Origin of the sequence: Kitasatospora sp. NPDC052868, assembly GCF_044547105.1 — a bacterium.
Classification (GTDB): Bacteria; Actinomycetota; Actinomycetes; order Streptomycetales; family Streptomycetaceae; genus Kitasatospora.
This window is the reverse complement of sequence record NZ_JBITZW010000002.1, coordinates 26,671-47,438: the sequence shown is the minus strand read 5'-3', so window position 1 is coordinate 47,438 and position 20,768 is coordinate 26,671. Positions and strand designations below refer to the sequence as shown.

The 20,768-nt window shown below is 74.4% G+C and carries 17 protein-coding genes; 9 read left to right on the top strand and 8 right to left on the bottom strand.

Annotation, left to right across the window (positions count from 1 at the left end; translation table 11 throughout):
- Positions 1-23 precede the first annotated feature (23 nt).
- The 4 genes from ACIGZJ_RS03865 (at position 24) to ACIGZJ_RS03850 (ending at position 3,504) form a co-directional block, all read left to right on the top strand.
- The gene (locus ACIGZJ_RS03865; RefSeq protein WP_396455784.1) at positions 24-929 is read left to right on the top strand and encodes a LysR family transcriptional regulator; all 906 of its coding nucleotides are present in this window, start codon (positions 24-26) and stop codon (positions 927-929) included.
- A gap of 180 nt (positions 930-1,109) precedes the next feature.
- Entirely contained in the window at positions 1,110-1,676 is a 567-nt protein-coding gene (locus tag ACIGZJ_RS03860) for a cysteine dioxygenase (RefSeq protein ID WP_392931109.1), read from the top strand.
- Positions 1,677-1,689: 13 nt separating this feature from the next.
- Positions 1,690-2,733: a YeiH family protein gene (locus ACIGZJ_RS03855; protein ID WP_396456220.1), complete on the top strand. Its 1,044-nt coding sequence runs from the start codon at positions 1,690-1,692 to the stop codon at positions 2,731-2,733.
- Between the two features lie 69 nt (positions 2,734-2,802).
- Complete coding sequence (locus tag ACIGZJ_RS03850) at positions 2,803-3,504, top strand: spermidine synthase (RefSeq protein WP_396455783.1); 702 nt, start codon at positions 2,803-2,805, stop codon at positions 3,502-3,504.
- 67 nt (positions 3,505-3,571) lie between these two features.
- On the opposite strand, the gene ACIGZJ_RS03845 is transcribed toward ACIGZJ_RS03850, so the two are convergent.
- From ACIGZJ_RS03845 to ACIGZJ_RS03830, 4 genes are all read right to left on the bottom strand, one after another.
- Positions 3,572-5,842: a glycosyl hydrolase family 18 protein gene (locus ACIGZJ_RS03845; protein ID WP_396455782.1), complete on the bottom strand. Its 2,271-nt coding sequence runs from the start codon at positions 5,840-5,842 to the stop codon at positions 3,572-3,574.
- 391 nt (positions 5,843-6,233) lie between these two features.
- Positions 6,234-8,375, bottom strand: a complete 2,142-nt coding sequence (locus tag ACIGZJ_RS03840) for a hypothetical protein (protein WP_396455781.1) — start codon at positions 8,373-8,375, stop codon at positions 6,234-6,236.
- Positions 8,376-8,555: 180 nt separating this feature from the next.
- Positions 8,556-9,365 (bottom strand): TetR/AcrR family transcriptional regulator, encoded by an 810-nt coding sequence (locus tag ACIGZJ_RS03835; RefSeq protein WP_396455780.1) that lies wholly within the window; start codon positions 9,363-9,365, stop codon positions 8,556-8,558.
- Between the two features lie 63 nt (positions 9,366-9,428).
- Positions 9,429-9,938: an NUDIX hydrolase gene (locus ACIGZJ_RS03830; RefSeq protein ID WP_392931100.1), complete on the bottom strand. Its 510-nt coding sequence runs from the start codon at positions 9,936-9,938 to the stop codon at positions 9,429-9,431.
- Positions 9,939-9,976: 38 nt separating this feature from the next.
- On the opposite strand from ACIGZJ_RS03830, the gene ACIGZJ_RS03825 reads away from it, so the two are divergent.
- Positions 9,977-11,230 carry a serine hydrolase domain-containing protein gene (locus ACIGZJ_RS03825; protein ID WP_396455779.1) on the top strand — a complete coding sequence of 418 codons (1,254 nt, stop codon included), beginning with the start codon at positions 9,977-9,979 and terminating at the stop codon, positions 11,228-11,230.
- An 82-nt stretch (positions 11,231-11,312) separates the two neighbouring features.
- Here ACIGZJ_RS03825 and ACIGZJ_RS03820 read toward each other — a convergent pair whose 3' ends face one another.
- Positions 11,313-11,636 carry a nuclear transport factor 2 family protein gene (locus ACIGZJ_RS03820; protein ID WP_396455778.1) on the bottom strand — a complete coding sequence of 108 codons (324 nt, stop codon included), beginning with the start codon at positions 11,634-11,636 and terminating at the stop codon, positions 11,313-11,315.
- A 152-nt stretch (positions 11,637-11,788) separates the two neighbouring features.
- Here ACIGZJ_RS03820 and ACIGZJ_RS03815 point away from each other — a divergent pair, with 152 nt between their 5' ends.
- Both ACIGZJ_RS03815 and ACIGZJ_RS03810 read left to right on the top strand, forming a co-directional pair.
- Entirely contained in the window at positions 11,789-12,217 is a 429-nt protein-coding gene (locus tag ACIGZJ_RS03815; protein ID WP_396455777.1) for a DUF6325 family protein, read from the top strand.
- Between the two features lie 7 nt (positions 12,218-12,224).
- A complete protein-coding gene (locus tag ACIGZJ_RS03810) occupies positions 12,225-12,560 on the top strand; it encodes an SHOCT domain-containing protein (protein WP_396455776.1) in 336 nt (111 codons plus the stop codon).
- Between the two features lie 155 nt (positions 12,561-12,715).
- Here the strand turns inward: ACIGZJ_RS03810 and ACIGZJ_RS03805 are convergent, their stop codons facing one another.
- Both ACIGZJ_RS03805 and ACIGZJ_RS03800 read right to left on the bottom strand, forming a co-directional pair.
- Positions 12,716-14,239 carry an aldehyde dehydrogenase family protein gene (locus tag ACIGZJ_RS03805; protein ID WP_396455775.1) on the bottom strand — a complete coding sequence of 508 codons (1,524 nt, stop codon included), beginning with the start codon at positions 14,237-14,239 and terminating at the stop codon, positions 12,716-12,718.
- Positions 14,240-14,673: 434 nt separating this feature from the next.
- Positions 14,674-15,621 carry a terpene cyclase gene (locus ACIGZJ_RS03800; RefSeq protein WP_396455774.1) on the bottom strand — a complete coding sequence of 316 codons (948 nt, stop codon included), beginning with the start codon at positions 15,619-15,621 and terminating at the stop codon, positions 14,674-14,676.
- Positions 15,622-15,980: 359 nt separating this feature from the next.
- Here ACIGZJ_RS03800 and ACIGZJ_RS03795 point away from each other — a divergent pair, with 359 nt between their 5' ends.
- A complete protein-coding gene (locus ACIGZJ_RS03795; protein ID WP_396455773.1) occupies positions 15,981-18,908 on the top strand; it encodes an ATP-binding protein in 2,928 nt (975 codons plus the stop codon).
- A gap of 143 nt (positions 18,909-19,051) precedes the next feature.
- Positions 19,052-20,134: an aldose epimerase family protein gene (locus ACIGZJ_RS03790; RefSeq protein ID WP_396455772.1), complete on the top strand. Its 1,083-nt coding sequence runs from the start codon at positions 19,052-19,054 to the stop codon at positions 20,132-20,134.
- A gap of 60 nt (positions 20,135-20,194) precedes the next feature.
- Here ACIGZJ_RS03790 and ACIGZJ_RS03785 read toward each other — a convergent pair whose 3' ends face one another.
- A complete protein-coding gene (locus ACIGZJ_RS03785) occupies positions 20,195-20,695 on the bottom strand; it encodes a GNAT family N-acetyltransferase (protein WP_396455771.1) in 501 nt (166 codons plus the stop codon).
- Positions 20,696-20,768: the final 73 nt, after the last annotated feature.

Genomic DNA, 20,768 nt, shown 5'->3' with positions numbered 1-20,768 from the left:
TGGTCGGAGGGTCAATGGAGCCGGTGTTCGACTCACGGCACATCAGGACCTTCCACGAGGTCGTCCGGGCCGGCTCCTACTCGGCGGCCGCCCGCGAGCTCGGCTACACCCAGCCGGCCATCACCCAGCAGATGAAGGCCCTGGAGCGGACCGTCGGCGTACCGCTGTTCACCCGGGCCGGGCGCGGACTGCGGCTCACCGAGGCCGGCGAGGCGCTCTCCCGGCACGCCGAGGTGATCCTCGGCAGCCTCTCCGCCGCCCAGCAGCAGCTCGCCTCACTGGCCCGGCTGCGCGCCGGCCGGGTCCGGGTCTGCGCCTTCCCCAGCGCCAACGCCACCCTGATCCCCGAGGCGATGGCCCGGCTGCTCGCCGAGCACCCCGGGGTCCGGGTCGAACTGCTGGAGGCCGAACCGCCGGACTCCCTCCAGCGGCTGCTGCGCGGCGAGTGCGACATCGCGCTGGCCTTCCGCTACCCCGGCGCGCCCGCCGAGCCGCCGGACGGGCTGGACGAGATCCCGCTGATGGAGGACCTGCTCACCGTCCTGCTGCCGGTCGGGCACCCGCTGGGCCGGCGGCACGCCGTCCGGCTGGCCGACCTGGACGGCGAGCGGTGGATCGCCGGCTGCCCGCGCTGCCGCGCCAACCTGCTGCACGTCTGCGCGGAGGAGGGCTTCGCGCCCGACATCGTCTTCTCCACCGACGACAACCTCGCCGTGCAGAGCCTGGTCGCCGCCGGGGTCGGGATAGCGCTGATGCCCGCGCTGGTGCTCTCCTTCATGTGCCACCGCAAGGTCACCGGCCGGGCCGTCGAACCGCATCTGCGCCGCCAGGTCAGCGCCTACGTGCTGCGCGAGCACCGCCGGATCCCGGCCACCGCGCTGGTGCTGGACCACCTGCGGTCGGCGGCGGCCGCGCGGGTGGGCTGCTGACGCCGCAGGCGCCTGGCGGAGGCGTCGGCCGGGTTCGTGGATCGGGGCCGTGGGCCGGGGCGCGGGTCGGGGCCGGTCGGGACCGGGTCGGTGCGGCTCGGCAACCCATAAGCTGAATTTAGAGGATGGCGAAAGAACCCTCGTTGGACGTGATAGGTCCGCCGGGGCGAACCTGCTGCCATGACACCCTCAGCCACGGTCGGCAGCGACCGGCTCACCGAGCGTATGACCGCCCTGGTCGGGGAGATCCGCGCGGTCGTGGACCGCGGCCTGCCTCCGGAACTCACCGCCTACCTGGTCGGCGAACGCCTCGCCCCGCACCTGGGCGACCCCGGACTGCTCACCGCCGCGCAGCGCGAGGGCGACCCGGACCGCTACCGCCAGCACGTCCTGCACGCCGAGGAGGACGGCGGCTTCTCCGTCGTCGCGCTGGTCTGGCTGCCCGGCCAGCAGACCCCGATCCACGACCACGTCTCCTGGTGCGTGGCCGGCGTCCACCAGGGCCAGGAGAGCGAGACCCGCTACCGGCTGGTCTCCGACGGGCGCACCGCCCACCTCGTCGAGACCGAGCACGTGGTCGGCCCGGCCGGCAGCGTCGCCGCCTTCGCCCCGCCCGGCGACATCCACCTGGTGCGCAACGCCTGCAGCTCCACCGCCATCTCCATCCACGTCTACGGCGCGGACGTCGCCCGGCTCGGCACCAGCATCCGCCGGGTCTACCGGCTGCCCGCCGACCAGCAGCGGTGAGCGCGGCGTGGCACTGACCATCCGGGAGCGGCGCACCCGCACCCGCCTGCTGCCCCCGCTCGGCGGGGACGCCCCCGGCCTGCTGCTCGCCGCGCTCGGCGTGGCCGCCGCGGTCGCCGTCCACCAGGCCGTCCCGGCCGTGCCCAAGCTGACCGCCGCCGTGGTGCTCGGCATCGCCGCCGCCCACCTGCCCGGGCTGCGCCCGGTGGTCCGCGGCGTCGCCCGGCCCGGCCTCTCCACCGCCGGACGGCGGCTGATGCGGATCGGCATCGTGCTGCTCGGCCTCAAGCTCGGCCTGGACGACGTGCTCGGCCTCGGCTGGGCCACCGTCCTCATGGTGCTCGCCGTCGTCGCCGCGACCTTCGCCGGCACCTGCTGGCTCGGCCGCCGGCTCGGCCTGCCCGGCGACCAGCCGCTGCTGGTCGCCACCGGGTACTCGATCTGCGGGGCCTCGGCGATCGGCGCGGTCAGCCAGGCCGCCGGCAGCGAGGAGGAGGACGTCGCCGCCTCCGTCGCCCTGGTCACCCTCTGCGGGACACTCGCCATCGCCGTGCTGCCGCTGCTCCAGCAGCCGCTCGGGCTCGGCGAGGCCGAGTTCGGGCGCTGGGTCGGCGCCAGCGTCCACGACGTCGGACAGGTGGTCGCCACCGCGCAGACCGGCGGGGCCGGGGCGCTGCGCGAGGCGGTGCTGGTCAAGCTGATGCGGGTGGTGCTGCTGGCGCCGCTGGTCGCCGGGGTGGCCGTCGCGATGCGGCGGCGGGCGCGGCTCGCCGGGGAGCAGGCCAAGGACGGCAAGCGCCCGCCGATCGTCCCGCTGTTCGTGGCCGGATTCCTGGCGATGATCGTGCTGCGCTCCACCGGGCTGCTGCCGGACGGGGCGCTCACCCTGGCCGGCGACGCCCAGGAGCTGCTGCTGGCGGCCGCGCTGTTCGGCCTCGGCAGCGCCGTCCACCTGCCCACCCTGCTGCGCACCGGCGGGCGGATCGCCCTGCTGGGGCTCGGGTCCTGGGTGGTGGTCGCGGGCGTCTCGTACGCGGGAGTGCTGCTCACAATGTGACCGGAGCGGGTGCGGGCTCCGCTATTGTCGGGCGGGTAGTCCGTACCCGAGCCCTCCGAGGATGACCGTATGGCCACCACACTGCCCGACCGGGACGGCCTGGACGCCGTCGTCACGCTCGACCGGCGGGAGGGCCCGTACGGGGAGGTGGCGCTGCGGCGGCGCGGGGACCACTTCGAGATCATCGCCAACGGCTGCTTCCTGATGGACACCGCCGACGGGCGCTCGGAGCGGCTGCTGGTCCAGGCCGCGCTGGATGCGCTCGACCCCGCCGAGCAGCGGCCGGCGGTGCTGATCGGCGGCCTCGGGGTCGGTTTCTCGCTGGCCTACGCGGCGGCCGAGCCGCGCTGGGGCCGGATCGCGGTCGTCGAGCGCGAGGGCGCGATCATCGAGTGGCACCGCGGCGGTCCGTTGGGCGCCTTCTCGGCGGGCGCGCTGGCGGACGAGCGGGTGGCGGTGCTCCACGCCGACCTGCTGGAGTACCTGGCGGCGGCGGACGGCGAGCGCTACCATGCGCTCTGCCTGGACATCGACAACGGCCCGGACTGGACGGTCACCGAGGCCAACGCGGGGCTGTACGGCAGGGACGGCCTGGCCGCGCTCTGGCACCGGCTGCTGCCGGGCGGGGTGCTGGCGGTCTGGAGCGCGCAGCCGTCCCCGGCCTTCGAGGAGGCGCTGCGCGCGGCGGGCTTCGCGGACGTGGTCACGCACGAGATCCCGGTGGTCCGCGGGGTGCCGGACGTCGTGCACCTGGCCCGCCGCACGCGGTGAGCGCACGACGGGCCAGGCGGGTCTGAACGGTCCGGCCCGGCTTCGGGCCGGACACTCAGGGGGAGGGCTACTTCAGGCCGTTGTCCACGGCGGCCATCAGCTCGCCGTTGGCGGTGTCGCCGTCGAAGGCCCAGACCATCGCGCCGGCCAGCCCCTGGGACTTGATCCAGGCGGTCTTGCGGGCGATCTCGGTCGGGTCGTCGTAGGTGTAGAAGACGGACCCGTTGTAGATGTACGCGTGGCCGGCCACCGGATCCCGGTAGATGGTGTAACCGCCGCCGGTGGCCATCTGCTTGAGCTTCTTGTAGTCCTCGAACCCGGCCTCGTAGGTGCCCGGGCCGGGGCCGGTGGCGGGCTGGAACAGGCCGTTGGTGGTGCCGCGCGCCACGCCCGTCCAACCGCGTCCGTAGAACGGGATGCCGAGGGTCAGCTTGCTCTTCGGAGCGCCGCCGGTGACATAGGCGCCGATCGCGATCTCGGAGCTGAACTGGCGGTCCGGGGTGCTCGGGTCGCCGGCCGCGAGCTTGATGGCGGACTGCTGGTTGGTGCTCATCTCCCAGCCGCCGTGGTAGTCGTAGCCCTGGATGGTGGCGAAGTCGAAGGCGCCGAAGAGGCCGGGGATGTCGATGCCCGCGGTGATCTTCGCCGGGTCGGCCGGGAGGAAGGCGCTCAGCGTGTAGTGCTTGCCGGCGGTGGTGCCGAGCGCGTCCAGCTGGCGGCGGAACTCCTGGGCCAGCAGGGTGTAGTTGGCCTTGTCGGTGGGCCGGAAGATGTTCCCGTCGTGCCCGCCGGAGGCCGGCCACTCCCAGTCGAGGTCGATGCCGTCGAAGATCCCGGCCGCGCTGCCCGCGCCGCCGCGGCCGTCGATGACCGGCAGGTTGCCCTTGATGTACATGTCGATGCAGGAGCTGACCAGCGCCTTGCGGGAGGCGTCGGTCGCGGCCGCGTCGGAGAACCACTTGCTGTACGACCAACCGCCCAGCGAGATCTGGATCTTGAGGTTGGGGTACTTGGCCTTGAGCTGCTTCAGCTGGTTGAAGTTGCCGGCCAGCTTCTGGTCCCAGGTGTCGGTGGTACCGGCCACCGAGTTGCCCGCGTCCCAGCCCTTGCCGAAGTCGGCCCAGGCGTCACCGGCGCCGTCGCCCGCGTTCGGGTCGTTGTCCGGCCCGGCCGCCTTGTTGGTGATGAAGCACTGCTTGGTGGTCGGGTGGATGTTGGCGAAGGCGTAGTTGAGCGTGGTGAGCCGCCCGGCCGAGCCCGAGGTGTCGAGCTGCTTCACGCTGTAGCCGCGGGCGTAGATGCTCCACTGGGTGAAGTAGCCGATCTTCAGCGCGCCGGGGTTGCTCCCGCCGGGCTGGGTCTTGCCGGTCACCGGGTTCGAGGCCGCGGAGGCGTTGCCGGCCGCGTCGCGGGCCTTGACGGTGAAGGTGTACGAGGTGTCCGGCGCCAGGTTGCCCACCGTGGCGGACGTGCTGGTGACGGTCGCGGCGAGCGCGGTGCCGTTGTAGACGTCGTAGGCGGTGACGCCGACGTTGTCGGTGCTGGCCCCCCACGTGAGCGAGATGCTGTTGGCGTCCGAGCCGGTGACGACCGGGGTGCCGGGGACGCTCGGGGCCTGCTTGTCCGGGTCGACCGGGGGCTTGGTGGTGGCGCTGACCGGGCCGGCGGCGGCCGAGCGGTTGCCCGCGGCGTCGAACGCCTGGACGGTGAACTGGTAGGCGGTGCCGGCGGTCAGGCCCTGGACGGTGACGCCGGTGGCGGAGCCGTCCGTGGTGGCCACCTTGGTGGTGCCCTGGTACACGTCGTAGCCGGTGACCGCGACGTTGTCGGTGCTCGCCGTCCAGGACAGGTCGACCGTGGTCTGGGTGGTGTTGCCGGCCTGGAGGCCGCCCGGCACGCTCGGTGCGGTCTGGTCCCCGCCGGTGCCGTCGCACGGCTGCCCGTTCAACTTGCAGTTGGCCAGCGGCTTGTAGGCACCGGAGTAGGCGATGTTGAAACCGAAGTTGTACGTGCCGCCGGGCGGCAGGGTGGCGGCCCAGCCGGGGTTCTTGACCGTGACGTGCGAGGCCGCGGTGGTGTAGCCCGCGTTCCACAGCGAGGCGATCGTGTTGCCGGAGGGCAGGTCGAACTCCAGGGTCCAGCCGTTGACCGGGGCGCTGGAGCCGTTGGTGATGGTGTAGCCGCCCTCGTAGCCGCTGCCCCAGTCGCTGCCCTTGGTGAAGGTCGCGGTGGCGGAGCCTGCGGCGTGGGCGGCGGTGGTGGGGAGGGTGACGGCGAGCAGCGGGACGAGCAGTGTCCCGGCCGCCAGGAGCGGCAGCTTGATCCGACGTCTGCGCATGGGTGTGGCTCCTGTCCTGGGGCCTCCGGGCATGCCGGGTCGCCCCGTTACCTGTGGGGAGGTGTCAGGTGCGTGGAGCAGCGTGCGGGCGCTCCGGCCGTGGGGTGGCGCGGAGCGGGACCTCGGGCCGTCGGGGTGCCGCGGAGGATCCTGTGCTCCCCGAGAGTAGGGAGCCGACCGTCAACTGGCAATAGGTCTGTACCAGTTGTCGGTCGTGGGCATGGCAGGACTTGCGGGGCCGGGCAGTTGACCTGGGCGGACGGTGGCCGGACCCCCGGACGGTCTCGGGTGCCGGTCGGGCGGCGGTGCCGGGAACGACGCCGGCGGCCGCCCTCCTCCGGAGAGGGGGACGGCCACCGGGGTGTGACGGGCTGGAGGCCTCGGGCGATCGTTAGCCGAACGGGCTGGTCTCGGGTGCGGCGGTCGGGGCCGGCTCGGGCTCGGCCGGGGTCGGCAGGGCCTGCGGGGCGAAGGGGTTGAAGTCCGGCGGCGGGACCATCACCGGGGTGCCCTTGGGCTTGCGGTCCGGGTCGTCCGGGTCGTCCGAGTTGTCCGGCTCGGCCGCGGCGCGCGGAACCGGGACGGTCGGGGCGGGCACGGCCGGCGGCGCGCTGGGCGGCGGCGGGACGGCCGCGGGCTGCTGCGGGATGGTGGTGCCGAACGGGTCGACCGACTGACCGGCCATCACCGTGCCGAACGGGTCGGCGGCCTGGACGGCGGTGGCGGCCGGGGCCGCGGCGGCGGTCTCGGTCAGGGTCGGCAGGGCCTGCGGGGCGAAGGGGTTGAAGTCCGGCGGCGGGACCGTCACCGGGGTGCCCTTGGGCCGGCGCTCCTCGTCCTCCTGCGGCGCGGTGGTGTCGGTGAGCGTCGGGGGCTGCGGGGCGAAGGGGTTGAAGTCCGGCGGCGGGACCATCACCGGGGTGCCCTTCGGGCGGCGCTCCTCGTCCTCCTCCTCCGGCCCGGCGGGCGCGGCCGACGGGGTGTCGGCGATCGGGGCGAAGGGGTTGAAGTCGGCCGGCGGGATGCGGACCGGCGTGCCCTTGCGCACCGGCTGCTCCGGCTCGGCCGCGACGGGGGCGACGGGGGCGGCGGGTACCGAGGCGAGCACCGGCACGGCCGGGGCGACGGGTGGTGCGGGGTCGGCGGGCGGTGCGGCGACCGGCGGCGCGGGTGCGGGTACGGCGGCCGGGGCGTCGGCCTCGGCCAGGACGCCGTGCGGAGGCGTCGCGACCGCGACCGGCACGGGCGCGGCGGTGGCGGTGGCGGTGGCGGTGGCGGTGGCGGTGGCGGGAACCGGAACGGCGACGGGTGCGGGTGCCGCCGTGGGCACCGCGACCGGCACGGAGGCCGGCTCCGGGAGCCTCCCGGCGACGCCGTCCCAGCCGAACTGCACGCTCTTCAGCAGCTCCGCGAAGACGTCGGTGTACAGCTCCCAGTCCTGCGGCTGCGCGGTGGACAGCTGGACGCAGAGCACCGAGACGCCGTCCGGCAGCGGCACGAAGGCCTCCACGACGGAGGTGACCACCCAGCGGCGCAGCCCGTCGGCGGCCAGCGGGCCCGGCACCGGGACGCTGCGGCCCTCGACCAGGACGTTGGCCGGGCCGGCCGGCAGCAGGACCGTCCAGACCTCCGCGTGCCGGCGCAGGGTGGCCAGTTCGGTGGCGAGGCCGGTGACCGGCAGCGGGTGCCGGGCGAGCGAGACCACCAGGGTGGCGTCGGCCGCCCGGCCGTCCACCTCCAGTGCGGACACGCCCGCGTAGACCACGCCCGCGTCGGTGATGACGTCGGCCAGGGCTGCGGCGATCACCGCGAGGTCGCGGCGCGGTGCCGGGCCCGTCCCGCTGAACAGCTCCTCGGCGACCTCGGCCAGATGCGCCGTCAGCTCGGCGGCGGCCGCGCCGGTGGCCGGATCCGTACCGTTTCCGGTGATCGGGCCGGTGGGGACCGTCCGGGCCGAGACGCCCGCCGGGCCGCCCGGGGAGGTCAGCGCGTGGAAGCCGGGCGGGACCACCAGGCGGACCTCGGCGCCGGAGCCGGTGGCCAGCTCGACCGGCTGCCTGGTCTGCTGCCCGGAGGCGAGCGCGGCCAGGGCGGCGGTGAAGGGCGGCCGCAGCTTGGGGTCGGCGATCTCGCCGGTCACCGGCAGTTCGAACAGCGCCGCCGTGGGGGCGCCCTGCCCGGGGGTCGTGCCGCGTACCGGCTCGCCGCCGTACCGGGCGAGCAGGGCGGTGGCGGCCAGGCCGGACACCCGGGCGCCGCTGCCCGGGCGGGCGGTGCCGGCGGTGACCACGGTGCCGAGCCGCGCGACCGCCGCGTGGACCGGGCCGTTGGGCGCCAGCGGCAGGCCGAGCAAGGACTCGGCGGACGGGTGCGGGGCCGCGCGCAGCGCGGTCAGCGAGGCCGCCGGGTGGCGCGAGGTGCGCTCGTCGAGGAGCGCGTCGGTGAGGGTGCCGAGCGTCGCGGAGACCCGCTCCGCAGCCGTGAAGGGGCCGGCGTCCACGGCCTCCGTGCTGAACTGGCCGTCCTGGGTCAACTGATGAGCCCCCCGCTCTTGCTGCGTGCGTTCGGTGGTCCTGGGGATGCGGGCGGCGCCGAGCGATCGGTGCCCCGTCAGATCCGTGCACATTCCTATCAGAGGCCGCCGTCACGGCAGAACCGGCCACCGGGTCGGCGGGGGCCGCCGGGCGCCCGGTGGAGGTCCGGTGAGGGGAGGTCAGTCCTGCGGTGAGGGTTCCGCGGACAGCGCGGCGACGGCCTCGGCGATGCCGGGGACGGCGAACAGCCCGGCGAGGTCGCGCACCAGCCGACCGGTCGGGCCGTCCGGGCGCTCCCCGGCGAGGTAGCCGGAGAACTCGGCGGCCAGCGCGGGATCGCGGGCCGCGGTGAGGGCCAGCGAGGCCGTGAACTCCTGGACCAGGTGCAGCTGCAGCTCCTCCAGCGGCACCGAGCGCTCGGCGAGCCACTCCAGCGAGGTGATCTCGGCGTTGGCGATCCAGGCCCGGACGGTGAGCCGCAGGGCCGGGCTGGCCTTCGGGACCGCCAGGTGGGTCAGGATCTGGTCGTGCGCGGCCTGCCGGACCTCGTCGATCACTGCCGAGGTGCCCGCACTCGCCGCCACCGAGCCGCCGCGTAGCAGCGCCGCGAAGCCCGGGCCGTGGCTCTGCACGAAGTCCAGGTAGCGGCCCATCACCCGGTACAGCCGCTCCGAGAGCGGGCCGTCCAGCGGCTCCTCGAACCGGCCGGCCAGCTCCCGCCCGGCCCGGCGCAGCGACTCCTCGTACAGCGCCTGCTTGCCGGGGAAGTAGTGGTAGACCAGCGGACGCGAGGCGCCGGCGGCCGCCGCGATGTCGTCGATCGACACCTCCTCCGGCGGGCGGCGGCTGAACAGCTCCAGCGCGACGGCGATCAGCTGCTCGCGCCGCTCGTCCACGCTGAGCCGCCGTCGCGGGCGGTCGCCGGCGGCGGGCGCGGGCGTGGACGAGGGTGCGGCGGTCGGCGGCGCCGACGGCCTACGGGAAGCCATGGCCGCCACCCTATCCGGCCGGTCCGACGCGCCGGGGCGGATCGTGCGGCGGCGTCGGCCGGACTAGAGCGAGTGGAACTCCCGGTAGCGGCGGTACGCCTCCAGGCCGTCCGCGACGAACTCGTCGCGGGTGATCCGCTGCGCCAGCTCCTGCGGGGTCAGCCAGGCGTGCCAGGCCACCTCCGACTCCTGCGGGGCGACCGGGCCGGCCCACTCGGCCTCGTACATGTCGCACCACCAGGAGAGGCGGTCCTGGCGGAACAGGAACTTGAACAGCGGCCGCGGCTCGATCCCGCTGACCCCCAGCTCCTCCTCGGCCTCCCGGACGGCCGCGCTCGCGTACGTCTCGCCGGAGCCGACCACGCCGCCCACGAACATGTCGTACGCACCGGGGGCGAACAGCTTGGTGTCGGTGCGCCGGTGCACGAAGATGCGCCCGGCCGGGTCGCGGACCAGGATGAACACGCAGCGGTGGGTCAGGCCCTGGCGGTACACCTCCCCGCGCAGAGCGGTCCCGGTCACCCGGTCGTGCTCGTCGACGACGTCCAACAGCTCTTCGGCAGGATCGGTCATGACCCACAGGTTAGGGTTTCGGGTCGGCTGACGGACACATGCACGGACAGGGTGAGGGCGGCGCGGTGGTGGAGATCTGGGGTGAGACGGCCGAAGGCTTCGAGCCGGTCCGGGCGGCCTTCGCCCGCAACTTCGACCTGCACGGGGAGCTCGGCGCGGCCTTCGCGCTGTACGTGCGCGGCCGCAAGGTGGTCGACCTGTGGGGCGGCGACGCCCGGCCCGAGGTCGGCGGGCGGCCCGCACCGGCCGTGCCGTGGACGGCGGACACCGCGCAGGTGCTGCGCTCGGTGACCAAGGGCCTGACCGCCACCACCGCGCTGCTGCTCGCCGAGCGCGGGCAGCTCGACCTGGACGCCCCGGTCGCCTCCTACTGGCCGGAGTTCAAGGCGGCCGGCAAGGAGCGGGTGCCGGTGCGGTGGCTGCTCTCGCACCAGGCCGGGGTGCCCGCGCTGGACGTGCCGCTGCGCCTGGAGGACGTGCTCACCTGGGAGCGGGCGGCCGCGGCGGTGGCCGCCCAGACGCCCGCCTGGGAGCCCGGCACGGCGCACGGCTACCACCCGTACACCTTCGGTTGGCTGGTCGGCGAGGTGGTCCGGCGGGTCAGCGGACGGACCGTCGGCCAGTACTTCGCGGAGGAGATCGCCCGCCCGCTCGGGCTCGACCTGTGGATCGGGCTGCCCGCCGGCGCGGCGCCCCGGGTCGGGCGGCTGGTCGACCTGCCCGCGCCGGAGGCCGCCCGGACCGGGCCCAGCGGACTGCGGCTGCGTCCCAAGCAGGCGGTGCGGGACGCCTACCAGGACCCGGCCTCGCTGACCGCCCGCGCCTTCGCATCGGTGCGGCCCGGGGTGGATCTCAACGACCCGGCCGTGCAGGCCGCCGAGATCCCCGGCGCCGGCGGCATCGGCACCGCGCGCTCGCTCGCCCGCTTCTACGCCGCGCTGATCGGCCAGGCCGACCGGCACGGCGGCGCGCCGGGCGAGCTGCTGCCGCCCCTGCTGGGCGCGCCGGTGCTGACGCAGGCGGTCGGACCGGTGGTCAGCGGGCCGGACCGGGTGCTGATCGTCAGCTCCACCTTCGGCCTGGGCTTCTTCCGGCACGGCCCGACCGCCGTGATGGCCTCCCCGGCGAGCTTCGGCCACCCGGGGCGGGGCGGCTCGCTCGGCTTCGCCGACCCGGACCTCGGGGTCGGGTTCGGCTATGTCACCAACGGCATGCAGCCCGGGGTGACGGGGGACATCCGCTCCCGCACGCTGATCCGCGCGGTCCGGGAGTGTCTCGGCGTGTCCGGCTGAGCGCGCACCCCCGGGCGGTCGGCCCCCGGCCGGCCCGGGGTCAGGCCGCGGGGGTCAGGCCGCGGGGGTCAGGCCGCGGGGGTCAGGCCTGGCCGGTCTCGAAGCGGCTGATCCGGCCGTCCTCGACCACGAAGCGCCAGGCGGTGCGCATCTCGCCCCAGGTCTCGTTGCTGTAGTTGGCGACCAGCGCCCGCCCGTGGTCCGACTCGCTCTGGACGTCGATGTGGCCGCGGCTGGTGAAGATCTCCCGGTCGATCCACTCGTTCAGGTCGCGGTCCGAGCCGTCGTCCGACATCGTGGCGCCCTCGGTGAGCAGGGCCACGAAGGCGCCCCGGTCGCCCGCGTTGATGGCGGTGACGGCGGCGCGCACGGTCGGGTCGGAGAGCTTGGCGGTGGCGATGGTCATGGGTGCCTCCCAGAGGCGGGGTACGGGTGTGGACCTCCTGTTTATTGCGTCCGCCGGGCGTGTCCGGGAATGTCGGCGGCGCGTCGAGGATTTCCGATATTGGTGTGCTTAGATCCCGATATGGGTGATTTGCGCACCGAGGGGAGTCCTGCATGGGTCCGGCCGAACTGCTCGTCCTGACGTTCCCGCAGCAGACCGTCACCGTCGAGGCCGCAACCGCGCTCGGCAAGCTGCGCACCGGGGGCGACATCCGGGTGATCGACTCGCTGGTGGTCACCCGCCACCCCGACGGGGAGGCGACCTACGGGGAGCTCGCCGACTTCGAGCATCTGGCGGGGGTGGTCTCCAACGGCCACGCCGAGCTCCCGCTGATCGGTCCGGAGGACGCGCAGGAGGCGGCCGAGCTGCTGGAGCCGGGCACGGTGGCCCTGCTGGTGCTGATCGAGCACGTCTGGGCGCAGGAGGCCGCCGAGGCGCTGCGCGCGGTCGGCGGGCGGATCGCCTCCGGGGTGCGGATTCCGCCGGAGCACATCGAAGAGGCCGTTCGCGCCGCGCAGGCACACCGCGCGGCCGGGAAGTGAGGACGCCATGTTCCGACCCCTGCGCCCGATCCGGCCGATGCGGGTGATGCGTCCGGTCGGGGCGCCGCTGGTGCGCGGCCTGGTGGTGGGCGGCGCCGCGTACGCGGCGGGCCGCAGCGTGGCGAACGGCCGCCGCAACGAGCAGGACCAGAACGAGGCGATCGCCGAGCTGCAGGCGCAGCAGGCCGCGCCGCCCGTCCAGGCGGCTCCGTCCGCCCCGGCGGCGCCCGCGGCAGGGGCGGACATCGCCGACAAGCTCGCCCAGTTGGGCCGGATGGTCCAGCAGGGCCTGCTCACCCCCGAGGAGTTCGCGACGGCGAAGGCGCGGCTGCTCGGGGGGTGAGTGCGGGAGAACCGCGGACCGGCGCCCGTGAGGGCGTCGGACCGCGGACCACGGGGAGTGGTTGCGGAGTGGGAAGTCGGCTGGTCCGACTTCCCACTCCGTGTGTCCGGGCCCGGTGGGCGCTCCGGCTGTCGGGTGGCGTTCTCGACCGGGCCCTAGAAGAAGCCGACGGCGTTCGGGGAGTAGCTCACCAGCAGGTTCTTGGTCTGCTGGTAGTGCTCCAGCACCGTCTTGTGGTTCTCCCGGCCGATGCCGGAGTTCTTGTAGCCGCCGAACGCCGCGTGGGCGGGGTAGGCGTGGTAGCAGTTGGTCCACACCCGGCCGGCCTGGATGGCGCGTCCGGCGCGGTAGGCGGTGTTGCCGTCCCGGGACCAGACTCCGGCGCCGAGCCCGTACGGGGTGTCGTTGGCGAGTTCGACCGCGTCGTCGAAGTCGTCGAAGCGGGTGACGGCGAGCACCGGGCCGAAGATCTCCTCCTGGAAGATCCGCATGGAGTTGACGCCCTCGAAGACGGTGGGCGTCACGTAGTAGCCGCCGGCGAGCGCCCCGCCGAGGTCGGCGCGCTCGCCGCCGGCCAGCACCTTGGCGCCCTCGGCCTGGCCGATCTCCAGGTAGGAGAGGATCTTCTTCAGCTGCTCGTCGCTGGCCTGGGCGCCGACCTGGGTGTCGGTGTCCAGCGGGTTGCCCTGGCGCATCGCCCGGACCCGCTCCAGCCCGTCGGCGAGCAGCCGGTCGTAGACCGAGGACTGGATCAGCGCCCGGCTCGGACAGGTGCACACCTCGCCCTGGTTGAGGGCGAACATCGCGAAGCCCTCCAACGCCTTGTCGTAGAAGGCGTCCTGTTCGGCGGCGACGTCGGCGAAGAACAGGTTGGGGCTCTTGCCGCCGAGCTCCAGCGAGACCGGGATCAGGTTGCCGCTGGCGTACTGGGAGATCAGCCGGCCGGTGGTGGTCTCGCCGGTGAAGGCGATCTTGCGGATCCGGCTGCTGGAGGCCAGCGGGCGGCCGGCCTCCAGGCCGTAGCCGTTGACCACGTTGAGCACGCCGGGCGGCAGCAGGTCGGCGGTCAGCTCGACCAGCAGCAGGACGGACGCCGGGGTCTGCTCGGCGGGCTTGAGCACCACCGCGTTGCCGGCCGCCAGCGCCGGGGCGAGCTTCCAGACCGCCATCAGGATCGGGAAGTTCCACGGGATGATCTGGCCGACCACGCCCAGCGGCTCGTGGAAGTGGTACGCGACGGTGTCCTCGTCCAGCTGGGAGAGGCCGCCCTCCTGGGCCCGCAGCGCGCCGGCGAAGTAGCGCAGGTGGTCGATGGCGAGCGGGATGTCGGCGGCCAGCGTCTCGCGGACCGGCTTGCCGTTCTCCCAGCTCTCCGCGACGGCCAGTTCCTCCAGGTGGTCGGCCATCCGGTCGGCCATCCGCAGCAGCACCTGGGCGCGCTCGGCGGGCGGGGTGCGGCCCCAGGCGGGGGCGGCGGCGTGGGCGGCGTCGAGTGCGGCCTCGATGTCCTCGGCGGTGCCGCGGGCGATCTCGGTGAAGACCTCGCCGGTGACCGGGGTGGGGTTCTCGAAGTACTCGCCGCGGACCGGCGGGCGCCACTCGCCGCCGATCCAGTGCTCGTAGCGGGGGCGGTAGGCGACGATGCTTCCGGGGTGTCCGGGGGGCTGGTAGACCGTCATGCTCGGGTGTCTCCTCGCGACGTCGGGGGCACCACCCCGGCGCGCGGGCCGGGGTGGTGCGCCGGGCCGCGAACCGGGCGGCCCGGCGAAGGGGCGAACGCACAAGCGGGTGCAGAAACGGGCACGGGGTGCGGTGGCGGAGGGCGGTTCGAGGACGGCGCGGCCGGGCCGGTGAGCAGTCCCGTGGCCGGACGCACCGCGGCACGCGTGGGCGCGGGCGGTGGTCGGGCGCCTCCCCGGGGCCGTCCGCCGTCGAGCACCCTAGCCCGGGACGGCGGCCACGGCTACGGTGCGTGCAGCCATCGCCCACGGAGGGTGGCGCGTTCCGGCCGCCCGGTACGGGCGGCCGGGCGGTCGCGGTCCGCGCCGCGGTTCGTCGGTGCGACTGCGATCGCGACCGCGGCCGTCCGGGCCGCTGCGCCCGGGTGCCCCGGTCAGGCCGTCTGGTAGCGCCCGGTCCTGGACTCCCAGCTGAGGTAGCCGGCCAGCCAGGTCAGCAGCCCGTCCGCGTACCGCTGCGCGATGATCCGCTCCACCCGGGCCAGGCCCAGCTCCCGGTAGACGTCGGGCAGTTGGACGTACAGATGCTGGCAGCGCTCGACCATCAGCTGGGCCTCGGCCGTCACCACCGCGCAGGCCTCCTCGGCCGAGCAGTGGCGCTCGCGCTGCACGATCATCACCAGGTTGTTGACGTCGCCGCGCGGGGCCTCCAGCGGGAAGGACCGGACGTCGTTGCTCAAGGAGGGGATGTCGGCGGCGAGTTGGCGCAGCTGGCGGAGCACAGGGTGGTGCAGGACGGCGGCGGGGACCTCGAAGCGGCCGAGCCGCTCCACCATGTCGAAGATGGTCTCCATGGCGGCGGTACCGCGTCTGAGGACCAGGTACCCCTCGCGGTCCGGCGGGCGCTTGGAGATCCGCCCGGCCGCCTCGGCGGGGTGGCTGGCCAGGTACCACTCCCAGTTGTAGGCGGCGCGGGACTGCCAGCGGGCGGGCATGCCGCGCACGCTGCGCGCCCAGAGGTCGGCGAAGGCCGTCTCGGCCGGCGAGCCGGGATCGGGGTGGGCGCCGTGCAGGACGGCGATCAGCCGCTCGCAGATCGGCGTCACCTCGGCGGGGCGGCGGCCCAGGGGGCCGTCGAACTGGTCGTCGAAGAGGAAGTAGAACCCCATCAGGTCTGCGGCCAGGGCGAGTTCGTCCGGACCGGCGTCGGGGTAGCCGAGCGCGGCGAGTTCCACCACCTCCCAGTGCGCGTAGGCGGGGTGGGAGGGGTCGGCGAGCAGGGGGTGGCGGGTGAGCCAGTCGCGGTGGAGCGCGGTGGCGTACGGGCCGTGGGAATTGCGGCGGTGCGGGAACGGGATCTGAAGTGAGGTGTCGTCAGACATCGGACTCCCGGTGCTGCGGAGGGTGGGGGCGCTGGCGGTTCGAGGACTGATCGCGGGGGAGTGGTGCGGTACGGCTCGACAGACGGGCGCGGGCATGGCAAGATCAACTCTGCCTCGCGGGCCGTAGAGTATCTGATGCAATGATCCGACGTTAGGGATATAGGGCAATTGCCCCCGGCAAGGCGTCCGAACCCTCAAACTCGGCCCCAGCCTGGGCGAATGCCGCACGACGCCGCTTCGCCGACGCTAATCTCGGCTGCACGAGCAGGGAACGGCGAGGCGGAGGCGCGACGGTGACCGAGCAGGGACACGAACTTCGGGCAGCGGGTGGCTCCGGCTCCGGCCGCGAGGGTGACGCCGTGTCACCCCGGATCCGGCTGCGCGACCGTGACTCGGAAATCCGCTCCGCGGAGACGGCGGTGGACAAGCTCTGCCGCGAGTTCGCCGCCGGCGGCACCGAGATCGGCGAACTGCTCACCTTCTCCGGTCGGCCCGGTATCGGCAAGACCAGCCTGCTGCACGAGGTCCGCCGGATCGCCAAGCTCCGACCCGGCGCCACCGTCCTGTTCGCCCGCGGCGGCGAACGCCAGTTCAACGAGCCCTACCACGTCCTGCGCCAGCTGCTCCAGCCCGTCCTCGGCAGCCTGGCCGCCGACGAGCTCAAGCAGGTGATGGGCACCTGGGAGGAGGTCGTCGGGCCGGCCATGGGCCTCAAGCAGCCGAAGGCCGGCGCCCGCCGACTCGACCCGCAGGGCGTCCGCGACGGCCTCGACTACGTCCTCACCCAGCTCGCCCCGCGCCGCGCGCCGCTCGTCATGATCGTCGACGACCTGCACTGGGCCGACCTCGAATCCCTCAGCTGGCTCACCCAGTTCGCACTGCGCGCCATGGAGCTGCCCGTCCTGCTGGTCTTCGCCTACCACGACGACGAGGAGGACTGGGACAGCGAGGCCCAGAAGCGGCAGAAGGAGATCGCCAAGCTGGCGACCCGCAAGCACGAGCTCAACCGGCTCACGCTGGTCTCCGTCACCGACATGATCCGGGCCGAGCTCGGCGACGCGGCGGAGGAGGCCTTCTGCTACGAGTTCTGGAACGTCGTCAACGGCAACCCCTACGAGGTCACCGCCCTGCTGGAGCAGATCCGCGACCAGGACCTCGACCCGGTCGAGGAGAACTCCGTCCAGCTGCGCGAGCTCGCCGTCGACGCCACCGGGATGACCCTCAAGGGCTGGCTGGACCGGCTCGGCGCCACCACCCTGCGGTTCGCCTGGGCCGCCGCCATGCTGGGCACCGACATCCGGGCCGACCTCGCCGCCCGGATCTCCACCCAGACCACCGAGGGCTCCCGCGAGTCCATCAAGCAGCTGCGCAAGCAACGGGTCCTCACCGTGACCCCCAACGGGAACCTGGAGTTCGTCCACCCGCTGATCGGCAGCTCCATCTACAACACCATGCCGGACTCGGCCCGGACGGCCATGCACGGGGTCGCCGCCGCCGAGATCGAGAACGCCGGGCTCGGCCTGCTCGCCGCCTCCCGGCACCTCGTCGAGACCATCCCCGGCGAGGGCGACGACCGCACCGTCCGCAAGCTCCGCCGGGCGGCCGGCGAGCACCAGCTGATCGGTGCCCCCGAGGCCGCCCAGCGCTGCCTGAACCGCGCCCTGGCCGAACCGCCCGCCGACGAGATCCGCGCCGAGGTGCTGTACGAGCTGGGCTGCTCCGCCCTGCTCACCGACCCGGTCGCCACCGTCAACCAGCTGAAGCTCGCGCTCGACCCCGAGGAGGGGCCGCTCCGCCCCGAGCTGCGGGTGGACGCGACCTTCCGGCTCTCCGAAGTGCTCGCCCACAGCGGCGAACTCGGCCAGGCCGCGCTGGTCTGCCAGCGGGAGGCCGAGCAGACCGTCGGCGACCCGGCGGGCAAACTCCGCCTGCAGGCCGCGTCGTTCATGTGGCACGCCTACCGCAAGTCCGAGGAGAACGGGCCCGCCCGCTCCCGGCGGCTGGGTGAGCTCAGCGCCAGCCTCACCGGCCGCGACGCCGCCGACCGGGCCGTCCTCGCGATGCGCGCCTGGGACCTCACCCTGCGCGGCGAGCCCTCCGCCGAGGCGCTGCGCCACGCGGACCAGGTGCTCGACCACGGCCGGCTGCCCAAGGGCCTCGGCTGGACCGACAACACCTGGGGCTTCGAACTGCCCGGCACGCTCGGCCTGGCCTACACCTACAACGACCGCATCGCCCAGGCCGAGCGGTTGTTCGGGGACGCCATCATGCAGTTCGAGGTGGCCGGTTGGAGCGGCGCCCACCGGGGCTTCGCCTACTTCCTGATGGGCCTGGCGCGCTTCCGCCGCGGCCTGCTCGCCGAGGCCGAGGACTTCCTGCGGCGCTCGCTGCGGCTGTCCGAGCGGATCGGCTCCAAGCTGCCGCTCGCCTGGGACGCCGTCGGCGTCCTGGTCGACACCCTGCTCGCCCGCGGCCGGGTCGACGAGGCCTGGGACCTCGCGATCGGCTTCGGCTTCAACCCGCCGTACCACGCCACCGCGATGGTGCTGCCCGACGCGCCCTCGCTCTACGGCAAGCTGCTGCTCGCCGTGGGCCGGCCCGCCGGGGCCGCCGCCGCGCTCATCGAGGCCGGCGCCCAGCTCGACGCCCGGGGCTGGCACAACACCGTCTGGGCGCCCTGGGCCAGCCACCTCGCCATCGCCCTCGCCGAGGACGAGCCCGACCGCGCCCGCGAGTACGCCCAGCGGTCCGTGCGCGACGCCCGCAGGTTCGGCACCGCCTCGGCGATCGGCACCGCGCTGCGGCTGTCCGCCCAGATCGAGGACGGCCAGCAGGCGGTGGAGCTGCTGGAGCAGTCCGTGCGCCACCTCGGCCAGTCGCCGGCCGGGTACGAGCACGCCGTCGCCCTGGTGGAGCTCGGCGCCGCGCTGCGCCGGGTCGGCCGGCTGGAGGACGCCCAGGAGTACCTGTACCAGGGCATCGAGCTGGCCCAGCACTGCGCCGCCGACGGGCTGGTCGAGCAGGCCCGCCGGGAACTGGCCAACTACGGCCTGCGGCCCAACCGGCTGGACGACTTCCCCGAGACGCTCAGCCAGTCCGAGTGGGACGTCGCCCGGCTCGCCGTCGAGGGCCTGCCGCCGCAGCGGATCTCCGAGCGGCTGGGCGTCGAGCTCAACCTGGTCAACCGCCGGCTGGCGGCCGTCTACCGCAAGGCGGGCAGCGGCCCGGACGGCCTCGCCTCGGCCCTCGGCATCCCGCCGGAGCAGCGCAGGGGCGCCGAGGAGTGACGCGCGGCGCGCGGGGGCGTTCAGCGGCCCCCGCCGGTTCGCTGACTAGGCTGAAACAGCCGGGCGCCGCCGCGACGGACCCCGGACCGGATTCGGAACCAAGGCGGACGCGGCGCGCCGTGGCCGCCAGTGAGGAGCAGGCCATGGCGACGCCCCCGGCGGACGGGCCGCAGACGACCAGCGTGCGGCACGAACCCTTCGACCCCGCGGGTGCGGGCGCCGCGATCGAGCGCTGGATCCTGCAGGCGGGCCCGTACGAGGCGAGCGTGCTCACCCTCGGCGCCACCCTGCACACCCTCTCCGCCCCCGACCGCACCGGCCGGTCGGCGCAGATCCTGCTCTCCACCGACCGGTTGGCCGAAGTCCTCGGCCCGGCCCGACACTACGGCGCCCTCGTCGGCCGGTACGCCAACCGGATCGACGGCAGCCGGATCACCCTCGACGGCGAGGAGCACCCGCTCGCCCCCACCGGCGGCGGGATGACCATCCACGGCGGCCCGGACGGCTTCGCGCACCGGATGTGGGAGGCCGAGCCGCTGCCCGCGGGCGTCCGGCTGCGGCTGCACAGCCCGGACGGCGACCAGGGCTTCCCCGGGGGGCTGGACATCACCGTCGACTACACGCTCTCCGCCGCCGGCGAACTGGCCATCGCCTACCACGCGGTCACCACCAGGCCGACGGTCGTCAACCTGACCAACCACGCCTACTTCAACCTCGCGGGTGAGGGCTCCGGCGACATCCTCGGCCACCTGCTCACCCTGGACGCCGACGCGTACACCCCCACCGACGAGCGGCAGATCCCGTACGGGCGGACCGAGCCGGTGGCCGGCACGCCGTTCGACTTCACCTCGCCGCGGCCGATCGGCAAGTCGGTGCACGACGACCACCCGCAGCTGACCGGCCCGGGCGGGTACGACCACAACTGGGTGCTGCGCGAGCGCCCGGCCGACGGCGCCCCGGTGCGCGCGGCGCTGCTGGAGGACCCGGCCAGCGGCCGCACCCTGGAGGTGCTGACCACCGAGCCGGGCGTCCAGGTGTACACGGCCAACGGCTTCCGGGGCGCGGTGACCGGGGCGAGCGGGGTGGCCTACGGGCCGTTCTCCGGGGTCGCCCTGGAGACGCAGCACTTCCCCGACTCCCCGCACCACCCGGCCTTCCCCAGCACCGAGCTGCGCCCGGGGGAGGAGTTCCGCTCGACCACGGTGCTTCGGCTGGGGGTCGGCTGAGCGGGCGGCCCGTGCCGGGCCCGGGGCGGCCGAGCAGACGCCGCCCGCCGGGCCCGGGGGTCAGCCGAGCTCCTTGCGCATGCAGAGCCTGGGCCAGCGGTCCAGGCCGTGCGCGGCCTCCTGGCGGCGGATCTCCCGCAGGCCGGGCGTGAGCTCGCCCTCGGCGAGCGGGCGGAACCCGCAGCGGGCGTAGTAGGGGGCGTTCCACGGGACGTCGGCGAAGGTGGTGAGGGTGAGGGCCGGCGCGTCGGTGCCCGCCGCCAGGTGGTTGATCAGCGCCCGGCCGATCCGCCGGCGGGCGTGGCCGGGGTGGACCGAGACCTGCTCGATGTGCAGCGCGCCGTCCACCGGCTCGGCCAGCAGGTACCCGACGGGCGCGCCCAGGTCGTCCAGGGCGACCAGCGCGGTGCCCTCGTCCAGGTAACGGGCCAGCTCGGGCAGGGTGGGCGGCTCGTCCTCGGCGATCTCCGGCATCCCGATCGCGGCGAACGGTGCCCCGGCGGCGCGTTCGAGCGCGGCCAGCAGCGGCAGTTCTTCCCTCGTGACGGCTCTGATTCGCATCCGCCCAGTCTGCTGCAAGCGGCTTGCGGCAACCCAGCGTATTTCCAGCCCCGGGGGAACGCGGGGACGAACC